The organism is Phytobacter sp. MRY16-398 (genome assembly GCF_003925915.1).
GTDB lineage: Bacteria > Pseudomonadota > Gammaproteobacteria > Enterobacterales > Enterobacteriaceae > Phytobacter > Phytobacter diazotrophicus.
Genome location: NZ_AP018756.1, coordinates 4,037,980 through 4,060,627, shown reverse-complemented (window position 1 = coordinate 4,060,627; position 22,648 = coordinate 4,037,980). Strand labels below are relative to the sequence as shown.

Here is a 22,648-nt window from a genome sequence, read left to right as displayed (position 1 = left end):
TAAAAAAATGACCAAAGCGGTAATTGCAATTCACGGTGGCGCAGGGGCCATCTCCCGCGCGCAACTGAGCCCGGAAAAAGAACGACAGTACATTGCCGCACTATCGGCCATTGTCGAAACCGGCCAGAAGATGCTCAATGCTGGTGAAAGCGCGCTGGACGTGGTGACTGAGGCCGTGCGCTTACTCGAAGAGTGTCCGCTGTTTAACGCGGGCATTGGTTCTGTTTTTACCCGCGATGAAACCCATGAGCTGGATGCCTGCGTGATGGACGGGTATTCGCTGCGCGCGGGGGCCGTCGCCGGTGTAAGCCGCTTACGTAACCCGGTGCTGGCGGCGCGTCTGGTGATGGAGCGCAGCCCCCATGTGTTGCTGGTGGGGGAAGGGGCGGAGAACTTCGCCTTTGCCGAAGGGATGGAGCCGGTGTCGCCCGAGCTTTTCTCGACGCAAGAGCGTTACGAGCAGCTTCTTGCCGCCCGTGCCGAGGGGCAGACCGTGCTGGATCATGGCGGTGCGCCGCTGGATGAAACGAAAAAAATGGGCACCGTCGGTGCGGTGGCGCTGGATAAGCAGGGAAACCTGGCGGCGGCGACTTCGACAGGCGGCATGACCAATAAATTACCGGGTCGGGTAGGGGACAGTCCGCTGCCCGGCGCGGGATGTTATGCCAACAACGCCAGCGTGGCGGTCTCCTGCACCGGAACCGGGGAGGTGTTTATTCGCACGCTGGCTGCCTATGATATCGCCGCGTTAATGGATTACGGCGGTTTAAGCCTGCACGAAGCCTGTGAGGCGGTGGTAATGGAAAAACTGCCTGCGCTGGGCGGTAGCGGCGGCCTGATTGCCGTCGATCGTGAAGGTAACATTGCACTGCCTTTTAACAGTGAAGGGATGTATCGCGCCTGGGGCTATGCCGGAGATGCGCCAAGCGTAGGGATTTATCGTGAATAAGGAGAGTAGGGTGTCGCACGGGTATGAAACAGACGCCGATGTGGTGCTGGATGTCAGCAATCTGAATGTCGCGTTTCGCCATGACAAACAGCTCACCCAGGCGGTGCGTAACCTGTCGTTTACCCTCAAACGCGGTGAAACGCTGGCGATTGTCGGGGAGTCGGGGTCCGGTAAGTCGGTCACCGCCATGTCGCTACTGCGCCTGCTGGAACAATCCGGCGGCGAGGTGAGTTGCGATCATATGCGCCTGTTGCGCCGTAACCGGGAGCGTGTCGATCTGGCGACGCTCAACGCCTCTCGCCTGCGCGGCGTGCGTGGGGCCGACATTGCTATGATTTTTCAGGAGCCTATGACCTCACTGAATCCGGTCTTTCCGGTGGGTGAGCAAATTGCCGAATCCATCCGTCTGCATCAGGGGTTGGGCAAAGAAGAGGCGATAACGGAAGCCCGGCGAATGCTGGACCTGGTGCGCATCCCTGAATCACAGGCCATTTTGTCTCGTTATCCGCATCAGCTTTCCGGCGGTATGCGCCAGCGGGTGATGATTGCAATGGCGCTCTCCTGCCGTCCGGCGGTGCTGATTGCCGATGAGCCGACCACGGCGCTGGATGTCACTATCCAGGCGCAGATTCTGCAACTTATCGCCGTGCTGCAAAAAGAGATGGCGATGGGGGTGATTTTTATCACCCACGATATGGGGGTTGTGGCGGATATTGCCGACCGCGTGCTGGTGATGTATCAGGGCGAAGCGGTGGAAACGGGCACCGTAGAAGAGATTTTTAGCGCACCGCAGCATATTTACACGAAAGCCTTGCTGGCGGCGGTGCCGCGCCTTGGCGCGATGAACGGCAGCGATCTGCCGCGTCGTTTTCCGCTGGTTTCGTTACAACATCCTGAAAATCAGGAGCCGGAAACCGAGCAGGACACCGTGGTGGCGGGCGAGCCGATTCTGCAGGTTCGCGACCTGGTGGCGCGCTTCCCGCTGCGCAGCGGGGTGTTAAATCGCGTCACCCGAGAAGTGCATGCGGTGGAAGGGGTGAGCTTCGACCTGTGGCCCGGCGAAACGTTATCGCTGGTGGGGGAGTCCGGCTGCGGCAAGTCGACGACCGGGCGGGCGCTGCTGCGGCTGGTGGAAAGCCAGAGCGGGGTGATTACCTTTAAAGGCGAGCGTATCGATACGCTTCCCGACAGTAAGTTGCAGCCACTGCGTCGGGACATTCAGTTTATTTTTCAGGATCCCTACGCCTCCCTCGACCCCCGGCAGACCGTGGGCTATTCCATCATGGAGCCGCTGCGGGTGCATGGCGTAATGAATGAAGAAGATGCCCAGCGGCGCGTGCTGTGGTTACTGGAACGTGTCGGGCTGAAACCGGAACATGCGTGGCGTTATCCCCATGAGTTTTCCGGCGGTCAGCGCCAGCGTATCTGTATTGCCAGAGCGTTGGCCTTAAACCCGCGCGTGGTGGTGGCAGACGAATCGGTTTCGGCACTGGATGTCTCGATCCGTGCGCAAATCATTAATTTGTTACTCGATTTACAACGGGAGATGGGGATTGCGTTTCTGTTTATCTCTCATGACATGGCGGTTGTGGAGCGAATCAGCCACCGTGTGGCGGTGATGTATCTCGGTCAGATTGTGGAAATTGGCCCACGTCGCGCCGTGTTTGAGAACCCGCAGCACCCTTACACCCGTAAACTTATGGCCGCCGTTCCGGTGGCCGACCCGTCTCACCCGAGGGCGCAACGGGTGTTGTTGTCGGATGAAATCCCCAGCAACATCCATAAACGCGGCGAGACGGTACAGCGTGTGCAGTTACATAACATCGGCCCGGGTCATTTCGTCGCCCGTTCGACACCGGGCAGCACACAATCACGTTTTTGACAGAAACAGGCAGGGACACTCAGGAGAACAACATGACACAACCTTTACCACGTAAATGGCAGATTGCGTTCGCAGTTGCCATCGCGCTGAGCGCCGCGCCAGCACTGGCTGCCAAAGATGTTGTGGTCGCAGTGGCGTCAAATTTCACCACTCTCGACCCCTACAATGCCAATGATACGTTGTCGCAGGCTGTCGCTAAGTCATTCTATCAGGGGCTGTTTGGCCTTGATAAAGACATGAAGCTGCATAATGTGCTCGCCGAAAGCTATACGGTGTCGGATGACGGGCTGGTATATACCATCAAGCTGCGTCAGGGTGTGAAATTCCAGGATGGCACCGACTTTAACGCCCAGGCGGTGAAGGCGAACCTCGATCGCGCGAGTAATCCGGAAAATGCGCTCAAGCGCTACAACCTCTATAAAAACATCGCCAAAACCGATGCGGTGGATGCGACAACGGTCAAAATCACCCTGAAACAGCCGTTCTCGGCCTTTATCAATATCCTGGCCCACCCGGCGACGGCGATGATCTCGCCTGCCGCGCTGGAAAAATACGGTAAGGACATTGGTTTTCACCCGGTGGGGACAGGTCCTTATGAACTGGACACCTGGAACCAGACCGACTTTGTGAAGGTGAAGAAATTCGCCGGATACTGGCAAAAAGGGCTGCCGAAACTGGACACCATCACCTGGCGTCCGGTGGTCGACAATAACACCCGAGCGGCGATGTTGCAGACGGGCGAAGCGCAGTTCGCTTTCCCGATTCCCTATGAGCAGGCGGCAGTGCTGCAGAAAAACAGCAAACTGGAGCTAGTGGCCAGCCCCTCGATCATGCAGCGCTACATCAGCATGAACGTAACGCAAAAGCCGTTCGACAACCCGAAAGTACGTGAAGCCATCAACTACGCCATTAACCGTCAGGCGCTGGTGAAAGTGGCGTTTGCCGGGTATGCAACACCGGCAACCGGCATTGTTCCACCGTCACTGGCGAATGCGCAAACCTACCAGCCGTGGCCTTACGATCCGGCAAAAGCCCGCGAACTGTTGAAAGAGGCTGGCTATCCAAACGGGTTCAGCACCACGCTGTGGTCATCGCATAACCACAGTACCGCGCAAAAAGTGCTGCAGTTTACCCAGCAGCAACTGGCGCAGGTGGGTATCAAAGCGCAGGTGACGGCGATGGATGCCGGACAGCGTGCGGCGGAAGTGGAAGCGAAAGGGCAGAAAGAGAGCGGCGTGAGGATGTTCTACACGGGCTGGTCGGCGTCGACCGGGGAAGCCGACTGGGCGTTGTCGCCGCTGTTCGCCTCGCAGAACTGGCCGCCAACCCTCTTCAACACGGCGTTCTACAGCAACCCGCAGGTGGATAAAGACCTGGCCGACGCGCTGAAAACCACCAATAATGAGGAAAAAACCAGGCTCTACAAGGATGCGCAGGATATCATCTGGAAAGAGTCCCCCTGGGTGCCGCTGGTGGTGGAGAAGCTGGTTTCCGCTCACAACAAGAACCTGACAGGGTTCTACATCATGCCGGACACCGGCTTTAGCTTTGACGAGGCCGACCTGAAATAAGAGCGCATGTCCCCTCTCTTCGTGAGAGGGGAGTGACGGAAGAGACGATGCTGAATTATGTTTTGAAACGCCTTCTGGGTCTTATCCCGACGCTACTGATCGTGGCGGTGCTGGTGTTTTTATTTGTTCACCTCTTACCGGGCGATCCGGCACGGTTGATCGCCGGGCCGGAGGCCGATGAGCAGGTGATTGGGCTGGTACGCCAGCAATTAGGTCTCGACAGGCCGCTCTATATCCAGTTCGGGCACTACATTGTTAATGTGCTGCAGGGTGATTTCGGTATCTCGATGGCTTCCCGCCGTCCGGTAGTGGAAGAGATCGCCAGCCGCTTTTTCCCGACGTTCTGGTTGACCATCGCCAGTATGACCTGGGCAATGCTGTTTGGCCTGGTGGCGGGGATTGCCGCCGCGGTATGGCGTAACCGCTGGCCGGACAGGCTCGGCATGGCGCTGGCGGTGACCGGGATCTCCTTTCCGGCTTTTGCGCTGGGCATGCTACTGATGCAGGTCTTTTCCGTGGAGCTGGGCTGGTTGCCGACGGTCGGGGCCGATAGCTGGCGGCACTATATTTTGCCGTCGATAACGCTGGGGGCCGCCGTGGCCGCGGTAATGGCGCGCTTTACTCGCGCGTCCTTTGTCGATGTGCTCAATGAAGACTACATGCGTACCGCGCGCGCCAAAGGGCTCAGCGAAAAATGGGTCATACTCAAGCATGGCCTGCGCAATGCGCTGATCCCGGTGATCACCATGATGGGGCTACAGTTCGGCTTTTTGCTTGGCGGCTCGATTGTCGTCGAGAAAGTGTTCAACTGGCCCGGCCTCGGGCGTTTGCTGGTGGACTCCGTTGATATGCGCGATTATCCGGTTATCCAGGCGGAAGTTCTGCTCTTCTCGCTGGAGTTTATTCTTATTAATTTAGTGGTGGATGTGCTGTACGCCGCCATTAACCCCGCTATCAGGTACAAGTAAGGATGCGATTGTTAAACTGGCGTCGAGCGGCGATTTTAAACGCCATGCCTGGGCTGAAACCGGACCAGGTGCGTACCCCGTGGCATGAGTTCTGGCGGCGTTTTCGTCGTCAGCCCCTGGCGATGACCGCCGGGTTGTTTGTGCTGATTCTGATTTTGTTGGCTATCGTCGCCCCTTGGATTGCCCCCTTCGATGCCGAAAACTATTTCGATTACGACCGCCTTAATGACGGACCATCGCCATTGCACTGGTTTGGCGTGGATTCCCTGGGCCGCGATATCTTTAGCCGCGTGCTGTTGGGGGCGCGAATTTCGCTTGCCGCCGGGGTGCTGGCGGTACTGATTGGCGCGCTGATTGGTACCGTGCTGGGCTTGCTGGCCGGGTATTACGAAGGCTGGTGGGATCGCATCATCATGCGCATTTGCGATGTGCTGTTCGCTTTTCCCGGTATTTTGCTGGCGATTGCCGTGGTAGCGGTGATGGGCAGCGGTATGGCGAATGTCATCATTGCCGTGGCGGTTTTCTCTGTTCCGGCTTTCGCCCGGCTGGTGCGCGGCAATACTCTGGTCCTTAAACATCAGACCTTTGTCGAGTCGGCGCGCAGTATTGGCGCAAGCGATATGACCATTCTGTTTAGCCATATTCTGCCTGGTACGGTGTCGTCGATCGTCGTCTATTTCACGATGCGTATTGGCACGTCGATCATTTCGGCGGCGAGCCTCTCCTTCCTCGGACTGGGGGCGCAACCGCCCACACCGGAGTGGGGCGCCATGCTCAATGAAGCACGCGCGGATATGGTGATTGCTCCCCATGTCGCGCTGTTCCCCTCCCTGGCGATTTTCCTGACCGTGCTCGCGTTTAACCTGCTGGGCGACGGGCTCCGGGACGCGCTGGATCCCAAAATCAAAGGGTAATTAATACCTCACTCAGGGCCTTGAGAAACGCGGGAAGCACCGGGTTTGGATTGGCCTTTGAGTACACCAGGAAGTTGTGTGCCTGAATATTGACCCCTTCGATGTTCATAAAGGTGACATTGGCCATGCCCAGCGCGCGCGATGATGCAGGCACGATGGCGCATCCGAGCCCGGCATTCACCATTCCGAGGATCGTGTGGGTCTGGGCCAACTGATATTTAAAATCCGGCGTGATGTCGTTAAAGACGAACAGGTCGGTAATGCGGTCGTAAAAGTGGCGCGCTTCATCGGGGCTGTAGAGAAAAAAGGGCTCATTGTTAAAGGCGCTGAGGGGAATTTTTCGCTTGCGTGCCAGCGGGTGATCGCAGTGAAAGGCGGCGACAAATGTCTCCCCCTGCAGAGGCTGATACGCCAGCAGCGGGTTGGGTGGGACATGGCGCACAAAACCAACGTCAATACTGTTATTTTCGACAGAGCTAATTTGTTTGTGCGAGACCTGCTCAAATAGACGGAAATCCACCCCCGGTAATTTCACCGACAGCGCTTTAAGCAACTGCGGAATAAAACTCCAGGCAAATACCGCCGTAAATCCCATAGATAACGTGCCGATTTCGCCGGATGCACATTGCTGAACGGAGGATTCAAGTCGGTCTGCTAATTTCAGTATTAATCGTGACTCCGTCAGCAAATGTTGACCCATATGGGTAAGCTGCACGTGACGGTTATTCCTTTCAAACAACGCTCCGCCCAGACTCTTCTCCAGAAGCTGTATCTGGCGGCTGAGCGGCGGCTGGGTCATATGCAGGCGGGCTGCGGCGCGTCCGAAGTTCAATTCTTCAGCAACGGCGATGAAACAACGCAACTGATGTAAATCCATAATTCAATTCTTATATTAATGAATACCGGATTTATATTAGACATGAATTATTGCCCTGTCCATCATCTGGTTATTAACTACGCGACGGATGATAGATATGACGAATAATCTTGCTCAACAAAAAACACACATTTTATTAACCCAGGCGGTGCCAGCACCAATTGATGAAATATTACGACGCGATTACGAAGTGCATCGTCTTTACCAGGCGAGCGAGCCGCAAAAAATGCTGGCAGATATTGGCCCACTGATTGAAGGCGTGGTGACCGGCGGCGCAAAAGGGCTTTCCCGGGAGATAATGGAATCTCTGCCGGCGCTTAAAATTATCGCCATCAGCGGTATCGGCACAGATGCCGTCGACCTGGCGTATGCCGCAAAGCACGGTATCTATGTCACCACTACACCCGGCGTGCTGACCGATGACGTGGCGGATATGGCGCTGGGACTGTTGATTTCCACCCTGCGACAAATGAGCGAAGGTGAGCAGGTCGTCCGTGCGGGGCGCTGGCCGCAAACCAACCTGCCGCTGGCGCGCAAAGTCACTGGCACGACGGTGGGGATTATCGGCATGGGGCGTGTTGGCCAGGCCATTGCCAGACGGGTCGCCGCCTTTGACGCCCGTATTCTCTATACCGACCTCGCGCCGATTGCCGCCCTTGATTACACCTTTATTGCTGATATTCAGGCGCTGGCGCAGGAAGTAGATGTTCTGGTGCTTGCGGCCTCTGCCGATAGCGGCGAGGTGATCATCAGTGAGTCGGTGCTGGAGGCGCTGGGGCCCGAGGGCTATTTCATCAATGTGGCGCGCGGCAAGCTGGTGGATGAAGCGGCGCTGCTTGATGCCCTGACCCACAAGCGTATTGCCGGAGCCGGGCTGGATGTGTTTGCCCATGAGCCGCACGTACCGGAAGGCTTTTTCACCCTCAATAACGTCACCCTGCAGCCGCACCGCGCCAGCGCGACCGTTCAGACTCGCCTGGAGATGGGCAACATTGTGCTGGCGAATCTGGCGGCCTGTTTTAGCGGCAACGTGCCGCCACACCGGGTATAGCCATCGTTTCTGAACCCTACAAATAAAAGTGAGAAAACAATGAGCAAACAAATGGATGTCTCGCTGGAGCAGGTCAAACGGGTCGGACATCACCGCTATTGGGTGCTGGGGTTGATTTTCATCATCACCGTTATCAACTATGCCGATCGCGCGACCATGTCGATTGCTGGCACCTCGGTAGTGAAAGAGCTGGGCCTCGACCCGATGATGTTGGGGATGATCTTCTCCGCTTTCGCCTGGGCCTACGCGCTAGGGCAGATCCCCGGCGGCTGGCTACTGGACCGTTTTGGTGCCAAAAAAGTCTACGGCATGAGCCTGGTGCTGTGGTCCGTGTTCACTATGCTACAGGGTACCGTGGGCTGGATCGGGATGACCGGTAGTCTGGCGGCAATGACCCTGTTTCTGATGCGCTTTATGCTGGGCCTGGTGGAATCCCCCGCATTCCCGGCAAACTCCCGTATCGTCTCCAGTTGGTTCCCGACGCGTGAGCGTGGCGTGGCCTCGGCGCTGTTTAACTCCGGGCAATACATGGCGGTAGTGGTCTTCACGCCGATCATGGCCTGGCTGACCCATGCATGGGGCTGGGAGCATGTGTTTCTGTGGATGGGGGGAGTGGGGCTGGTGCTGGCGACCGTCTGGTTTGCGTGGTATAAGGAGCCGCATAAAGACCCGCGTCTGACAGAAGAAGAGAAAAACCTGATGCGCGAGGGCGGGGCGCTGGTGGATCTGGACAGTGAAGGGGCGGCAAAGGCGAAGAAAACCTCGCTGCGCGATGCCAAATGTCTGTTTACCAACCGCAACCTGTGGGCCATTTACCTGGGGCAGTATTGTATTACCGCGCTGACCTACTTTTTTATTACCTGGTTCCCCATCTACCTGATTCAGGGGCGTGGTATGACCATCATGCAGGCGGGGTGGGTTGCCGCACTGCCTGCCATCTGTGGCTTTACCGGCGGTCTGCTGGGGGGCTATCTGTCTGACATTCTGATTAGCCGGGGCATGCATCCTTCCCGTGCCCGTAAAACACCCTTTGTGCTGGGAATGGGGCTGTCCACTATGCTGGTATTCGCCAATTTCGTCGACAGTAACAGCGCGGTAATTTTCCTGATGGCAATGGCGTTCTTCGGTAAAGGCTTCGCGGCCGTGGGCTGGGCGGTATTGTCCGATGTTGCGCCGAAAACCATGATTGGCCTGTGCGGCGGCGTGTTTAACGGCATCGGTAATATTGCCGGGATCGTGACACCATTGGTGATCGGTTATGTGGTGACGGTGACCGGCTCGTTTAATAACGCGTTGTGGTTTGTGGCGGCGCACGGTGTGCTGGCGGTGGTGAGTTACGTAGTGATTGCGACACGCTTTGAACGTGTTGACGCGGCATAAAGAGAAAGACGCCGCCTGGAAACAGGCGGCGACAGGGTTAGACGCGGCTACCCCACAGATCGTACTCGTCGGCGTTTTCAACTTTCACGCGGATGATATCACCCGGTTTCACTTTCGTTTCCCCGTTCAGATAGACCGCGCCGTCGATTTCCGGTGCATCCGCCATGCTGCGGCCAATTGCCCCTTCTTCATCGACTTCATCGATAATGACCAGAATTTCGCGGCCCACTTTTTCCTGCAGACGCTCAGCGGAAATCTGCTGCTGGAGCTGCATAAAGCGGTTCCAGCGCTCTTCTTTGATCTCTTCCGGCACCTGATCGGCCAGTTCGTTGGCGGTCGCACCGTCTACCGGGCTGTATTTGAAGCAGCCAACGCGGTCCAGACGCGCTTCTTTGAGGAAATCGAGCAGCATCTGGAAATCTTCTTCGGTTTCGCCAGGGAAGCCGACAATGAAGGTCGAGCGCAGGGTCAGTTCCGGGCAGATTTCGCGCCACTGCTTGATGCGCGCCAGTTGACGATCCACGGAGCCAGGACGTTTCATCAGTTTCAGGATACGCGGGCTGGCGTGCTGCAACGGAATATCCAGATACGGCAGGATTTTGCCCTCTGCCATTAGCGGAATGACATCATCAACGTGCGGGTAAGGGTAGACGTAGTGCAGACGCGTCCAGATACCCAGTTTTGCCAGTTGTTCGCACAGGCCAACCATGCTGGTTTTTACCGGTTCGCCATTGTGGAAGCCCATACGGTGCTTCACGTCCACGCCATAGGCGGAGGTGTCCTGGGAGATAACGAGCAGCTCTTTCACACCCGCATCCACCAGACGTTTGGCTTCACTTAAAACGTCGCCAATAGGACGGCTTACCAGATCGCCACGCATTGAGGGAATAATGCAGAAGGTGCAGCGATGGTTGCAGCCTTCGGAAATTTTCAGATACGCGTAATGACGAGGGGTCAGTTTGACGCCCTGTTCCGGCACCAGGCTCAGGAACGGGTTGTGCTTCGGTTTCGGCACATAGTGGTGCACATGCTCAAGCACCTGCTCGTAGCTATGCGGACCGGTGATTTCCAGCACTTTCGGATGGACTTCACGAATCTGATCGACTTTGGCGCCCAGACAGCCGGTGACAATCACTTTGCCGTTTTCATTAAGGGCTTCGCCAATGGCTTCCAGCGACTCTTGTACCGCGCTGTCGATAAAGCCGCAGGTGTTGACGATAACCATATCGGCGTCGTTGTAGCTCGGTACCACGTCATAGCCTTCGGTGCGCAGTTCGGTGAGGATGCGCTCGGAGTCAACGAGGTTTTTCGGGCAACCGAGAGAAACAAAGCCGATTTTCGGCTGCAGGGTCACATTGCTCATAGTTCAAAAAATAATCAGTTAAGGGATGCTCAGGGCAGGGATTGTACAGATAACGCCGGGAGATTTATAGAGGATTCTCGGCCGGGCAGGGTGAAAAAACGACTGCCTGCCTGGCAACGGCTTCGTTATAATTTAATACGACGAAAATTGCCGCTATCAAAATTCATCAACCGTATCCCGGTCAGCATGAATAACGGTAAACGTTAAATAATCCTGAACGACATTGAAGCTGATACTGGTTTCATAAACATCTTCAATATTCATGTCCTGGCATAAATTAAAGATGAAATAGTTAATCTGATAATAAAGGACGTATGTATTGTCGTGTAGATGCTCAACCCTGCTGATAACGAAATCGTTGGTTGAGCGCGCATGCGGGCTGATGAAGGTTAAGTCCATGTTCAGAATAGGGATAAGCGCCGGATTTTGTCGGTTTTGCTCAAGATAATGCTGAAGCTGTACGGCGGAATCTGCATTGTGCTTATGAATAGCGACTGGCAGCGGAAACGTGTTCATAGCGACCCTTGTAATACGGTGTATGGCATTAACATAACACGCACTTCGTGGTTCTTCATAAACCGTTAACGGGGTATTTCGGGGTACGAAATCGGGCTGGGGGAAATACCTCTAAAGGATATCTCTGCGGATTGAATTTGCACCGAAAAGGCTCCGGTGTTTGCGTGTAAATATAAAAACCAAAAAAAAGCCGCTCGGACGAACGGCATAGAGACAACACGGAATTACGCAGAAACATAATGATTTACGAGATAAATAATAGCTTGCTAATGATATCTTGTCTGCCATATTTATCGCTAAATTTTGGCTAAATGTGCGTTGTGATGGCCGTCAACATAGTATAAAAATCAGACAGAGTATGATTTGTGCCGCTGCGCTCGTGTGAACGCCCGTGTGAAACAGTGGCGGCGTAAAGCATCATGCATTTGCATGCCCCCATGAGCAGATCCCGGATTTCATGCACATGGGGATTTTCTCTACTCTCTATATATCTCTACATAGAAAGCGTTGCATCACGGGGTACCGTTATTTCCATAGCGCAGGAAAGCAGGGCGCAGATTTAACCGTTCAAACCATGCCTCCACTGCCGGGAAATCCGGGTGTTCAAAGGGCGTCATCTTCCAGCGGTTCACCGACAATCCCAGCACGATATCGGCAAGAGTGAACGTCTCCCCGGCGGCCCAGGCGCCCGTGCGTTGCAACTGTTGGTCGAGAATACCGACGCAGTGATTCCACTCCCTGATACCGGCGGCAATCGCATTCTGATCGTTGTAGTCAGGGTTTTTACGCACCAGTGCCGGAAAAACGTAGCGCCATGCGCTATTAAAGTCGGTGGCCTGCCAGTCCATCCAGTGCTCCACATTCGCGCAAGCTCGCGGTTCGCCAGGAAGCAGATCGTCGCGGCCCGCTTTACGTGCCAGATAGCGGCAAATGGAGTTGGATTCCCACAGGATAAAGTCATCATCAAGGAGTACCGGCACCATCGCATTTGGGTTCATGGCCCGGAAGGCGTCCGTCTGCGTCGAGGCAAAGCCGCTGCCATAGTCTTCCTGTGAATACGCCAGCCCCGCTTCTTCGCAGGTCCACAACACTTTACGCACGTTAATTGAAGACGTTTTACCCAATATTTTCAGCATGACGCGAATCGCCTTTTGCGAGATTAATCGTTTAAAAACAATACACCAGCAGCGCATCACCTGGCTACAGGGCCCTTGAGCACCAGCATGGTGCGCTGCCTCATTCTGGTTCACCAAAATGGGTACGTTTGCCCTGAGTTATCGCTAAGTTACTGAAATGTCATTAATCGCAACCTGGCATAGTGCTTGCAATAACGCTAACGCAGTGCAACACACAATTTGATAAATAGCTGGCTAGGGTTCCGGTTCGCTAAGGCGGATGTCTGGTCCAAGAGCTGGCGACCTCTGAGAGGTTACACGGCGGGACAAAAACCCGGGAGACAGCAGCACCAGTGGGTGTCGCGCTGCCCCCTTTTTTTGTACCAATCAGAGGTCAATAATGAAGAAATCTCCATTACTCCGCTCTCTCGTGCTGTCGCTGGTCATGCTGACCACTCTCCCAACCTTTGCCGCCGTGAAGAAAGAGTTCAATGTCTGCTGGACCATCTACGCAGGCTGGATGCCGTGGGGCACCATCAGTAACAGCAAAATCATTGATAAATGGGCCGACAAATACGGTATTAAAATCAATATCGTACAACTCAACGACTATATCGAATCTATTAACCAGTATACCGCAGGCCAGTTTGATGGCTGCACCATGACCAACATGGATGCGCTGACCATACCGGCGGCGGGCGGCGTGGATAGCACCGCGCTTATTCTCGGCAGCTACTCCGAAGGCAATGACGGCGTGGTGATGAAAGGCGAGGGCAAAACCCTCAAGGACCTGAAAGGCCAGCAGATCTACCTGCCTGAACTGTCCGTTTCCCACTATCTGCTGGTGCGCGGCCTGGAGAAAGCCGGTCTGGCAGAAAAAGATGTCACCGTGGTGAATACCTCCGATGCCGATATCGTCTCTGCCTTCGCCACCCCGAAAGTGCAGGCGGCTGTAGCCTGGAACCCGCAACTGTCGGTTATCAAAGGCACGCCGAAAACCACCGAAGTCTTTAGCTCCTCGCAGGTACCTGGCGAGCTTATCGACATGATGGTGGTCAACACCCAGACCCTGAAAGATAACCCAGCGCTGGGCAAAGCCCTGACTGGCGCATGGTACGAAATGATGGCGCAGATGAAAGCGCAGAATAAAGAGGCGCTGAGCGCCATGGCGGCGGCGTCCGGAACCGATCTGGCGGGCTATCAGGCGCAGCTTAAAACCACCCATCTCTTCTACACCCCGGCCGATAATCTGGCGTTTATCAGCTCCCCGGATCTGGCGAAAACCATGCAGCGCGTTGCGGCATTCTCCTTTGAAAAAGGGTTGCTGGGTGACGGCGCGCAAAGTGCGGATTTCATCGGCATGGCCTTTCCGGGCAACGTTTCTGCCGGGGATGCCGCCAACGTGAAGCTGCGCTTTGACGACAGCTTCGTGAAGATGGCCGCCGACGGCAAGCTTTGAGCGAATGACAGGAACTCACGCCATGCGACACATTAACCGCCATCCGACCCGGGGCATGCGTCTGACGCTTGTTCTGCTGCCTTTCGTCATTTTGCTGGCGGCGTACTTTCTGGGCTCTGCGGTGCGGCTGGAGGCCAACCCGCAGGATAAGCTGCTGCCTGGCATGCAGCAGATGCTGGACGCAATGTCGCGAATGGCGTTCACCCCGGATAAACGCAGCGGCGACTACCTCTTCTGGATGGATACGCTGGTGAGCCTGGCGCGTCTGTTGACCGGGCTGGCGATTGCCTCGCTGATTGGTCTGTGCCTGGGCATTACCGCCGGGGTCTTTCCGATGTGGCGCGCCTCGCTCTCGCCGCTGATGACCGTGCTGTCGATGATCCCGCCGCTGGCGATCCTGCCGGTGCTGTTCATTGTCTTCGGGCTGGATGAGTTGTCAAAAGTGATGCTGATTGTGATTGGTATCACCCCGATGCTCGCCCGCGACCTTGAGCATCGCGCCTGCGAAATTCCGCCGGAAATCCTGATCAAGGCGCAAACGCTGGGCGCATCAAGCTGGACGCTGGTGCTGCGGGTGGTACTGCCGCAGCTTCTCTCCCGCCTGTTGACCTCGCTGCGCCTGCTGTTGGGATCGGCCTGGCTGTTCCTTATCTCGGCAGAGGCCATCTCCTCAACGGCAGGGCTGGGGTATCGCATTTTTCTGGTGCGCCGCTATATGGCGATGGACGTCATCATCCCCTACGTGGTGTGGATAACGTTGCTGGCATGGCTGATGGACCTCGGCCTGCGCCAGTTGCATAAAACCTGTTTTCCCTGGGCGGAAGGAGGGAAGGCATGAGTTTTATCGAAATCAACAATATCTGGCAAGAATATGGCGCCCATGTGGTGCTCGAACGCCTCAACCTGCGGGTCAATGCCGGGGAGTTTTGCTCAATGGTGGGGGCATCCGGCTGCGGGAAATCGACTTTTCTGCGTCTGTTGCTGGGCCAGGAAGCGCCGAGTCGCGGCACCATTTTGCTTGATGGCAAGCCGTTGCAGGCTGAGCCGGACCGCAGCCGTGGCGTGGTCTTCCAGCGTTACTCCGTCTTTCCCCATTTAAACGTGCTCGATAACGTCACCATTGGTCTTGAGTTGCCGAATGCGCGCTTCCTGGGACGTCTGTTTGGCGCCAGCAAACGTGAGGCACGGGAGCGTGCCGTGTGGATGCTGCAAAAAGTGGGCCTTGGGCAGGCGCTGGATAAATACCCGGCCCAGCTCTCCGGCGGTATGCAACAGCGCCTTGCTATTGCCCAGGCGTTCATTATGCAACCGCGCGTGTTGCTGCTTGATGAGCCCTTTGGCGCACTCGACCCCGGTATTCGCAAAGATATGCACGCCCTGTTGCTGCAACTGTGGGGCGAAACCCGGATGACGGTTTTTATGGTCACCCACGATCTCTCCGAGGGCTTTAACCTCGGCACCCGGCTGCTGGTGTTCGACAAGGTGCGTATCGACCCGCACGAACCCAATGCCTACGGCGCGCGCATTACTTATGACATTCCGCTCAATGAAGCGCGTCTGGCGGAAATGACCGACCCGCAGCCCGATAACGTCTACGCATTAAGGAGTTAACTTAATGACTTTATTAGATAAAGAAACATCTGTTCTGCGTGAAGAGACGCTGCCAGGCGGCGGCAGTCTCTCCTTTATTCTCAAGCGCGGGCAGATCCTGCGCATGACCGACATCGAAGGTGGGGCAAACGTCAGCCTGATGATGCTTAACCCGCATGAAAAGAGCGAACGTCTGAACCTGCCCGATACCTTAAAAGGCCAGCACACCGCGCGCCTGACGGCAGGCCACTGTTTTTACTCCGATATGGGGCGTGTGCTGGCGGGGATTATCGCGGATACCTGCGGCTGGCATGACCCGTTTGGCGGCGTGCTGAATGCCGCAGAAGTGAAGGAGAAATATGGTCAGGGGCGTTATCAGGATTTGCGTAACGGTTTTTTCCGCAACGGCGCCGACAACCTGCTCGTTGAGATGGGCAAATGGGATTTGAACCTTGAAGACCTGCTGATGGTGGTGAACTTCTTTAGCAAAGTCACGGTGGATGAGCACGGCGCTTTTACCTTCCACAGCGGTGCGTCGAAGGCTGGCAGCTACGTTGAACTGTTTGCGCCAATGGATGTGCTGGTGGTGCTCACTGCGCTGCAACACCCGATGGACCCCGCCGCAGATTATGCGCCGCGCCCGGTACAACTGGCCTGGCGACAGGCGGCAGACGAAAACGCCGCCATTGAGGCTTTGATGACGCGCCCGGAAAACACGCGTGCCTTCACCAACACCCGTTTATTTGCCCTGTAAGGAGCCGCATGATGAATATCACCAGCCAGAAGCACCCCGACGAGGCCGTTTTTCGCCATGTGATCCCGGCAGGGGAGCCGTACCTGTTTGAAGTGAAAAAGGGCCAGACCCTGCGTTTGCTCGACCTTGAAGGGAACCAGGCCGTGGATACGCTGTTTTATAACGCCGACAACCACCGGGAACGCTACGATCCGCAGCGCACGTTGCGCCGCCAGGGCAATGCGTATCTGACCACCGGCAGCGTGCTGTGGTCCAATATGGGTAACCCGTTGCTGACCATTGTCGCCGATACCTGTGGCCGCCATGACACCCTCGGCGGCGCGTGCGCCCAGGAGAGCAACACCGTGCGTTATGCGCTGGATAAACGCCATATGCATAGCTGCCGCGATAACTTCCTCTGCGCCTGCCTGCACGATGGACGTCTGCATAAGCGCGACATTGGCGCCAACATCAACTTCTTTATGAACGTTCCGGTGACCCCGGAGGGCGGACTGACCTTCGAAGATGGCATCTCTGCGCCTGGCAAATACGTTGAACTGCGTGCCGAATGCAACGTCATCGTGCTCATCTCCAACTGCCCACAGTTGAACAACCCGTGCAATGGCTGGAACCCGACCCCGGCGGAGGTGCTGGTATGGAACTGAGCCGGGGTGCGCGTCTGCGCCTTTTTATTTACCGCCTGTTTGACGTGCGTGCGAACCGTTTACCGCTCAGTCAGACGCGCCAGACACCACCGCGTCCGTAAACGACCAGCCCCTTATGGACGGCCATAAGGCGAGCCGAATTTCGGCGGGACGACCCGCCACGATTGAGTCCTGACTATGTTTACGAAACTCCTTATCGCTAACCGTGGCGCGATCGCCTGCCGTATCCTGCGCACCTTGCGCACACTCAATGTCACCGGCGTTGCCGTCTGGTCTGAGGCCGACGCCAGCAGTCTGCATATTCGTGATGCCGATGAAGCCATTAGCCTGGGCGACGGCCCGGCGGCACAGACCTATCTGGTCAGCGAAAAAATTATTGATGCGGCCCGCCAGAGCGGCGCACAGGCGATTCATCCCGGCTACGGTTTTCTTTCTGAGAACGCCGCCTTTGCCGAAGCCTGCGAAGCCGCAGGAATAGCATTTGTGGGCCCGACGCCGGAACAACTGCGGGTCTTTGGCTTAAAACATACGGCCCGCGCGCTGGCCAAATTGCATGGCGTACCGATGCTGGAAGGCACAGAGCTGCTGGCAAACCTCGATGAAGCGCAGCACGCTGCCGCGCAGGTGGGGTTCCCGGTGATGCTGAAAAGCACCGCGGGCGGCGGCGGTATCGGGATGCGGGTGTGCTATAGCGCCGATGAACTGGCCGATGCCTTTGACGCGGTAGTGCGGCTGGGCAAAAACAACTTTAGCGACGCGGGTGTGTTTATTGAGAAGTACATCGAGCGCGCGCGTCATCTGGAAGTGCAAATTTTTGGCGACGGTAAGGGTGAGGTGGTTTCCCTTGGCGTGCGCGACTGCTCGGTACAACGCCGTAACCAGAAAGTGCTGGAAGAGACCCCCGCGCCGAACCTGCCGGATGGCATGGAAGCGGCGCTGTGCTCAGCGGCCATCAAACTGGGTAAAGCGGTGAATTACCGCAGCGCCGGGACCGTTGAATTTGTCTATGACAGTGAGGCAAAACGCTTTTACTTCCTGGAAGTGAACACCCGTTTGCAGGTGGAGCATGGTGTTACTGAGCAGGTCTGGGGCGTGGATCTGGTGCGCTGGATGATTGAACTGGCCGCCGGCGATCTGCCGCCGTTGACCGAGCTGGTTGCAGGGCTTACGCCGCAGGGACATGCCGTGCAGGCGCGCGTCTATGCCGAAGATCCGGGCCGCCAGTTCCAGCCGTCGCCGGGGCTACTGACCGACGTGGCGTTTCCGGCCGACGATCGCCGCACGCTGCGCATTGACACTTGGGTGGAAGCGGGCTGCGAAGTGCCGCCGTTTTTTGATCCGATGCTGGCGAAAATCATCACCTGGCAGCCCACGCGTGCGCAGGCGATTGCCTGCCTGGATGCCGCGCTGGGCGAAACCCGTCTGTATGGCGTAGAGACCAACCGCCAGTACCTGCGCCAGATTTTAGCCTTTGCCCCGTTTGCGGAGGGCGAGCCCTGGACGCGCTGCCTGGAAGGGTTGCGCTACCAGGCCACTACCCTTGAGGTGGTGAGCGCCGGAACTCAAACCACGGTGCAGGATTACCCTGGCCGCCAGGGCTACTGGGCGGTGGGTGTGCCGCCGTCCGGCCCGATGGATGACCGCGCGCTGCGTCTGGGCAATGCGTTATTGGGAAATGCGGCAACCGATGCTGCGCTGGAAATCACGCTCAGCGGTCCGACGCTGAAATTTAATACCGACGCCGTGGCGGTAGTTACCGGGGCGAGTATCGGGGTCACGCTCGACGGTACAGCGCTTGCGATGCATACCGTGTTTACGATCTCCGCGGGCAGCACCCTGCGTCTGGGGGAGGTGAGCGGTGCCGGGGTGCGCAGCTATCTTTGCCTGCGCGGTGGCATTAATGTGCCGGATTATCTTGGCAGCAAAAGCACCTTTACCCTCGGGCAGTTTGGCGGTCACGCCGGGCGCGCGCTGCGTACCGGCGATGTGCTGCATCTCAACCCGCTGACGAACCGCGCAAGCGGTGTTGTGCTCGCGCAGGCGTTGCAGACCACACTGCCTGCCGTGCGTGAACTGCGCGTGATCTATGGGCCGCATGGGGCACCGGAATATTTCACCGGCGCGTATATCAACACCTTTTTTGCCACCGACTGGGAAGTGCACTTCAACTCAAGCCGAACTGGGATCCGCCTGATTGGGCCGAAGCCGGAGTGGGTGCGCGAGAGCGGCGGCGAGGCGGGGCTGCACCCGTCCAATATTCATGACAACCCGTATGCCATTGGCGCGGTGGATTTCACCGGGGATATGCCAGTTATCCTCGGCCCGGATGGCCCAAGCCTCGGCGGTTTTGTCTGCCCGGTGACCGTTATCGAAGCGGATTTGCACCAGCTTGGGCAACTGAAAGCGGGGGACAAGGTGCGTTTTGTCCCGGTGGACGTGGCAACGGCGCGTCGGCTGGCACAGGCCAGCCGCCAGGAAGTGGAAACACTGCAACCTGTCGCCGTCAACTGGCATCCTGCCGCGCTGGCTTCCCCTGTGGTGCTGGAGACCGGGGAAGCGGATAAGCGGCTGGTGGCGCGTCTTTCAGGCGATACCCATCTGCTGCTGGAAATAGGCGAACCGGAACTCGACCTGGTGCTGCGTTTTCGCGGCCACGCTCTGATGCAGGCGCTGGAATCCCGCGCGCTGGAGGGGGTTATCGATCTGACGCCGGGGATCCGTTCATTGCAGGTGCATTATCAGCCGGAAACCCTGGCGCTGAGCCGTTTGCTGGCGATTATTCACGATCTATGGGCCGATGTGTGCCAGCGCGAAGATCTGGATGTGCCATCCAGGGTGGTCTGGCTGCCGCTCTCCTGGGATGACCCGGCCTGTCAGAAGGCGATTGAAAAATACATGACCACCGTGCGCCGCGACGCGCCATGGTGCCCGAGTAATCTGGAGTTTATCCGCCGGATTAACGATCTGGAAAATATCGACGAGGTCTACAAAACCGTCTTTGATGCCCGTTATCTGGTGATGGGGCTGGGAGATGTTTACCTTGGCGCGCCGGTGGCGACACCGCTCGACCCGCGTCACCGTCTGGTGACCACCAAATACAACCCGGCGCGTACCTGGACGGCGGAAAACTCCGTCGGCATTGGCGGCGCATACCTCTGTGTGTATGGCATGGAAGGGCCGGGGGGATATCAGTTTGTGGGCCGCACCCTGCAAATGTGGAATCGCTATCGTGCGGTCGCTGATTTTGGCGGTAAGCCGTGGCTGCTGCGCTTTTTCGATCAGATTCGCTTTTACCCGGTCTCTGCCGATGAACTGCTCACCATCCGTCGGGACTTCCCGCTTGGCCGCTACCCGCTGCGCATCGAACAGACCACCCTGCGCCTGGCGGAATATCAACAGTTCCTGGCCGATGAAGCGCAGAGCATTGCGGCGAACCGCACCCATCAACAGCAGGCGTTTGCCGCTGAGCGCGATCGCTGGATTGCCAGCGGCCAGGCCCATTTCGACAGCAGCGATGTGATTGCCGACGAGGGGGACGATGCCTTGCTCAGGGACGGGGAAAGCGGCGTCGACAGCCCGGTTTCCGGCAACCTCTGGCAGGTCAATGTGGAAGTGGGCTCTGTGGTGAAAGAGGGCCAGACGCTGGTGGTGCTGGAGTCGATGAAGATGGAAATTCCGTTAACTGCGCCGCATGACGGCGTGGTCAGTCAGGTTCGGGTGCAGCCGGGAAGCTCCGTGCGCGCCGGGCAATGCGTAGTGGTGATGGAGAAAGCACAATGACACAGACCTTTGATTTGCGCCTCGATACACTGGCGAAACGCTACCGCAGCGGTGAGATAACGCCGCGTGCGCTTATCATGCAATTGCGCGAGCGGGCGATGGCGCTCAACCCGGAATTTCATCTGTTCATTCATATTCTGAACGAAGCCGAACTGGAACCGTATCTGTCGGCGCTGGAGCAACATCAGCCGGAGGATCTGCCGCTGTACGGCATTCCGTTCGCCATCAAAGACAATATCGATCTCGCAGGCGTTCCCACCACGGCGGCCTGCCCGGCATTTGCTTATATGGCCGGGCAGGATGCCACCCTGGTGCGCCAGTTGATTGCCCTGGGGGCGATTCCGTTGGGTAAAACCAACCTCGATCAGTTTGCCACCGGACTGAACGGCACCCGTTCGCCTTATGGCGCCTGTCGCAACAGCGTTCATCCTGAGTATCCGTCGGGTGGCTCCAGCGCCGGGTCATCGCTGGCGGTGGCGCTGGGCGTCGCCAGTTTTTCCTTAGGTACTGACACCGCAGGAAGCGGGCGCGTCCCCGCGTCGCTGAACAATCTGGTGGGGCTGAAAGCCACCAAAGGGCTGATTTCAACGGCGGGCGTCGTGCCAGCGTGCCGAACCCTGGATTGCGTCACCTTCTTTACCGCCACAGCCGCCGAGGCCAGTACCCTGCTGGCGCTGACCGCAATCCAGGACCCGGATGACGACTACAGCCGTCGCAATCCGCTGTGGAACAGCAAACAGGCGTTTGGCGTGCCGCAGGCCGGGTTCCGTTTTGGCGTGCCGGATAGGCTGGAGTTTCTGGGCTGTGCCGAGAGTGAAGCGCTCTTTTATCACGCCAAAGCGCAACTGGAGGCGCTGGGGGGAATACCGGTTGCGCTTGATTTCACGCCGTTTCTGGCGGCGGCAAAACTGCTTTATGAAGGGCCCTGGGTGGCAGAGCGCTACCATGTGGCAGGCCATTTGATTGAGCAGCAGCCGGATGCGGTGCTGCCGGTTATCCGCGATGTTCTGCAAAAAGCCCCGACCACCGATGCGGTTAGCGCGTTTGACGGTCTTTATCGGTTGCAGAGCTATAAACGGCAATGCGATGCCTTGCTCGATGCGCTGGATTGCGTACTGACGCCGACCTACCCGCGTCCGGTAACGCTGGCTGAACTGCGCGATGAGCCGGTGAAGCGCAATTCTGATCTCGGGTACTACACCAATTTCATGAACCTGCTCGATTACGCGGCCGTTGCGGTTCCGGTCGGGTTTATGTCCAATGGACTCCCCTCGGGCGTGACCCTGTTTGGCCGCGCCTTTACCGATCAGTATCTGCTGAGCGTGGCGGATGCCTTGCAGCGTGTGAATCCGCTGAGCCTGCCTGGGGGCACGACCATCGGGGCTGATGCCTCCACGCATGCTGCGGTAAATGACCGGGTAAACGTGGTGGTCTGCGGTGCGCATCTTGACGGTCTAGCGCTCAATTATCAGTTGCGCCAGCGTCAGGGACATCTGATGGAGGCGACGCTAAGTGCACCTGCTTACCGCCTGTATGCGCTGGCGGATGGCAAGCGTCCGGGGATGGTTCGCGTTAGCGAAGGCGGCAGGGCCATTGCCGTTGAGGTGTGGGCGCTGCCGTCCAGTGAATTGGGATCATTTCTGGCGGGGATCCCGGCACCGCTCGGGTTAGGCAAAGTGGAGCTCGAAGAGGGGCAGTGGATGACCGGATTCATTTGTGAAAATAATGGATTAGAGGGCGCAACGGACATCACAGAATATGGCGGCTGGCGCGCGTGGCTTGCCAGTCGGGGATAATGTTAAGCAGCCCTAAAGTGTAAAGAAGTTTCGTCTGCG

Annotated in this window: 18 protein-coding genes and 1 riboswitch; of the genes, 14 read left to right on the top strand and 4 right to left on the bottom strand. The window is 57.3% G+C overall.

Annotated features, from left to right (window positions below; translation table 11 throughout):
- The first annotated feature begins 7 nt into the window (after window positions 1-7).
- Genes iaaA through gsiD form a run of 5 tightly spaced genes read left to right on the top strand, consistent with a single transcriptional unit; the run spans window position 8 to window position 6,284 of the window.
- Window positions 8-949: a beta-aspartyl-peptidase gene (gene iaaA / locus MRY16398_RS19995; protein WP_125125069.1), complete on the top strand. Its 942-nt coding sequence runs from the start codon at window positions 8-10 to the stop codon at window positions 947-949.
- 10 nt (window positions 950-959) lie between these two features.
- On the top strand, window positions 960-2,831 hold the full coding sequence (gsiA, locus tag MRY16398_RS19990; protein ID WP_039077176.1) for a glutathione ABC transporter ATP-binding protein GsiA: 1,872 nt from the start codon (window positions 960-962) through the stop codon (window positions 2,829-2,831).
- A 32-nt stretch (window positions 2,832-2,863) separates the two neighbouring features.
- Window positions 2,864-4,402: a glutathione ABC transporter substrate-binding protein GsiB gene (gsiB, locus tag MRY16398_RS19985; protein WP_039077175.1), complete on the top strand. Its 1,539-nt coding sequence runs from the start codon at window positions 2,864-2,866 to the stop codon at window positions 4,400-4,402.
- 47 nt (window positions 4,403-4,449) lie between these two features.
- A complete protein-coding gene (gene gsiC, locus MRY16398_RS19980; RefSeq protein WP_039077174.1) occupies window positions 4,450-5,370 on the top strand; it encodes a glutathione ABC transporter permease GsiC in 921 nt (306 codons plus the stop codon).
- Between the two features lie 2 nt (window positions 5,371-5,372).
- On the top strand, window positions 5,373-6,284 hold the full coding sequence (gene gsiD, locus MRY16398_RS19975; RefSeq protein WP_039077173.1) for a glutathione ABC transporter permease GsiD: 912 nt from the start codon (window positions 5,373-5,375) through the stop codon (window positions 6,282-6,284).
- On the opposite strand, the gene MRY16398_RS19970 is transcribed toward gsiD, so the two are convergent.
- Window positions 6,274-7,161: a LysR family transcriptional regulator gene (locus MRY16398_RS19970; protein ID WP_039077172.1), complete on the bottom strand. Its 888-nt coding sequence runs from the start codon at window positions 7,159-7,161 to the stop codon at window positions 6,274-6,276. The two genes, gsiD and MRY16398_RS19970, sit on opposite strands and share 11 nt — an antisense overlap.
- Before the next feature lie 97 nt (window positions 7,162-7,258).
- On the opposite strand from MRY16398_RS19970, the gene MRY16398_RS19965 reads away from it, so the two are divergent.
- Entirely contained in the window at window positions 7,259-8,212 is a 954-nt protein-coding gene (locus MRY16398_RS19965) for a 2-hydroxyacid dehydrogenase (protein WP_071196047.1), read from the top strand.
- 39 nt (window positions 8,213-8,251) lie between these two features.
- Entirely contained in the window at window positions 8,252-9,592 is a 1,341-nt protein-coding gene (locus MRY16398_RS19960) for an MFS transporter (RefSeq protein ID WP_125125068.1), read from the top strand.
- A 37-nt stretch (window positions 9,593-9,629) separates the two neighbouring features.
- On the opposite strand, the gene rimO is transcribed toward MRY16398_RS19960, so the two are convergent.
- The 3 genes from rimO to MRY16398_RS19945 all read right to left on the bottom strand — a co-directional run bounded on the left by rimO (window position 9,630) and on the right by MRY16398_RS19945 (window position 12,607).
- Window positions 9,630-10,955, bottom strand: coding sequence for a 30S ribosomal protein S12 methylthiotransferase RimO (rimO, locus tag MRY16398_RS19955; protein WP_039077169.1), 1,326 nt, complete (start codon window positions 10,953-10,955; stop codon window positions 9,630-9,632).
- A 156-nt stretch (window positions 10,956-11,111) separates the two neighbouring features.
- Window positions 11,112-11,471: a hypothetical protein gene (locus tag MRY16398_RS19950; protein ID WP_125125067.1), complete on the bottom strand. Its 360-nt coding sequence runs from the start codon at window positions 11,469-11,471 to the stop codon at window positions 11,112-11,114.
- A gap of 512 nt (window positions 11,472-11,983) precedes the next feature.
- Entirely contained in the window at window positions 11,984-12,607 is a 624-nt protein-coding gene (locus MRY16398_RS19945; protein ID WP_079498345.1) for a glutathione S-transferase family protein, read from the bottom strand.
- A gap of 223 nt (window positions 12,608-12,830) precedes the next feature.
- A riboswitch (guanidine-I (ykkC/yxkD leader) is annotated at window positions 12,831-12,929 on the top strand.
- Window positions 12,930-12,986: 57 nt separating this feature from the next.
- On the opposite strand from MRY16398_RS19945, the gene MRY16398_RS19940 reads away from it, so the two are divergent.
- The 7 genes from MRY16398_RS19940 (at window position 12,987) to atzF (ending at window position 22,609) form a co-directional block, all read left to right on the top strand.
- Window positions 12,987-14,045 carry a putative urea ABC transporter substrate-binding protein gene (locus MRY16398_RS19940; RefSeq protein ID WP_039077167.1) on the top strand — a complete coding sequence of 353 codons (1,059 nt, stop codon included), beginning with the start codon at window positions 12,987-12,989 and terminating at the stop codon, window positions 14,043-14,045.
- 22 nt (window positions 14,046-14,067) lie between these two features.
- A complete protein-coding gene (locus MRY16398_RS19935; protein ID WP_039077166.1) occupies window positions 14,068-14,883 on the top strand; it encodes an ABC transporter permease in 816 nt (271 codons plus the stop codon).
- On the top strand, window positions 14,880-15,656 hold the full coding sequence (locus tag MRY16398_RS19930) for an ABC transporter ATP-binding protein (protein WP_039077165.1): 777 nt from the start codon (window positions 14,880-14,882) through the stop codon (window positions 15,654-15,656). Before MRY16398_RS19935 ends, MRY16398_RS19930 begins: the two co-directional genes overlap by 4 nt.
- Before the next feature lie 4 nt (window positions 15,657-15,660).
- Window positions 15,661-16,389: an urea amidolyase associated protein UAAP1 gene (locus MRY16398_RS19925; RefSeq protein WP_039077164.1), complete on the top strand. Its 729-nt coding sequence runs from the start codon at window positions 15,661-15,663 to the stop codon at window positions 16,387-16,389.
- A gap of 8 nt (window positions 16,390-16,397) precedes the next feature.
- Window positions 16,398-17,033: an urea amidolyase associated protein UAAP2 gene (locus MRY16398_RS19920; protein WP_409349120.1), complete on the top strand. Its 636-nt coding sequence runs from the start codon at window positions 16,398-16,400 to the stop codon at window positions 17,031-17,033.
- Window positions 17,034-17,210: 177 nt separating this feature from the next.
- Entirely contained in the window at window positions 17,211-20,813 is a 3,603-nt protein-coding gene (uca, locus tag MRY16398_RS19915; protein ID WP_125125066.1) for an urea carboxylase, read from the top strand.
- Window positions 20,810-22,609 (top strand): allophanate hydrolase, encoded by a 1,800-nt coding sequence (gene atzF, locus MRY16398_RS19910; RefSeq protein ID WP_125125065.1) that lies wholly within the window; start codon window positions 20,810-20,812, stop codon window positions 22,607-22,609. The genes uca and atzF overlap by 4 nt, the downstream gene beginning before the upstream one ends.
- The last annotated feature ends 39 nt before the right edge of the window (window positions 22,610-22,648 follow it).

What these genes read in the sequence shown, in the direction of transcription:
- iaaA (WP_125125069.1), top strand. Translation starts at nt 8, where the DNA reads ATGACCAAAGCGGTAATTGCAATTCACGGTGGCGCAGGGGCCATCTCC.
- gsiB (WP_039077175.1), top strand. Translation starts at nt 2,864, where the DNA reads ATGACACAACCTTTACCACGTAAATGGCAGATTGCGTTCGCAGTTGCC.
- gsiC (WP_039077174.1), top strand. Translation starts at nt 4,450, where the DNA reads ATGCTGAATTATGTTTTGAAACGCCTTCTGGGTCTTATCCCGACGCTA.
- gsiD (WP_039077173.1), top strand. Translation starts at nt 5,373, where the DNA reads ATGCGATTGTTAAACTGGCGTCGAGCGGCGATTTTAAACGCCATGCCT.
- MRY16398_RS19970 (WP_039077172.1), bottom strand. Translation starts at nt 7,161, where the DNA reads ATGGATTTACATCAGTTGCGTTGTTTCATCGCCGTTGCTGAAGAATTG.
- MRY16398_RS19965 (WP_071196047.1), top strand. Translation starts at nt 7,259, where the DNA reads ATGACGAATAATCTTGCTCAACAAAAAACACACATTTTATTAACCCAG.
- MRY16398_RS19960 (WP_125125068.1), top strand. Translation starts at nt 8,252, where the DNA reads ATGAGCAAACAAATGGATGTCTCGCTGGAGCAGGTCAAACGGGTCGGA.
- rimO (WP_039077169.1), bottom strand. Translation starts at nt 10,955, where the DNA reads ATGAGCAATGTGACCCTGCAGCCGAAAATCGGCTTTGTTTCTCTCGGT.
- MRY16398_RS19950 (WP_125125067.1), bottom strand. Translation starts at nt 11,471, where the DNA reads ATGAACACGTTTCCGCTGCCAGTCGCTATTCATAAGCACAATGCAGAT.
- MRY16398_RS19945 (WP_079498345.1), bottom strand. Translation starts at nt 12,607, where the DNA reads ATGCTGAAAATATTGGGTAAAACGTCTTCAATTAACGTGCGTAAAGTG.
- MRY16398_RS19940 (WP_039077167.1), top strand. Translation starts at nt 12,987, where the DNA reads ATGAAGAAATCTCCATTACTCCGCTCTCTCGTGCTGTCGCTGGTCATG.
- MRY16398_RS19935 (WP_039077166.1), top strand. Translation starts at nt 14,068, where the DNA reads ATGCGACACATTAACCGCCATCCGACCCGGGGCATGCGTCTGACGCTT.
- MRY16398_RS19930 (WP_039077165.1), top strand. Translation starts at nt 14,880, where the DNA reads ATGAGTTTTATCGAAATCAACAATATCTGGCAAGAATATGGCGCCCAT.
- MRY16398_RS19925 (WP_039077164.1), top strand. Translation starts at nt 15,661, where the DNA reads ATGACTTTATTAGATAAAGAAACATCTGTTCTGCGTGAAGAGACGCTG.
- MRY16398_RS19920 (WP_409349120.1), top strand. Translation starts at nt 16,398, where the DNA reads ATGATGAATATCACCAGCCAGAAGCACCCCGACGAGGCCGTTTTTCGC.
- uca (WP_125125066.1), top strand. Translation starts at nt 17,211, where the DNA reads ATGTTTACGAAACTCCTTATCGCTAACCGTGGCGCGATCGCCTGCCGT.
- atzF (WP_125125065.1), top strand. Translation starts at nt 20,810, where the DNA reads ATGACACAGACCTTTGATTTGCGCCTCGATACACTGGCGAAACGCTAC.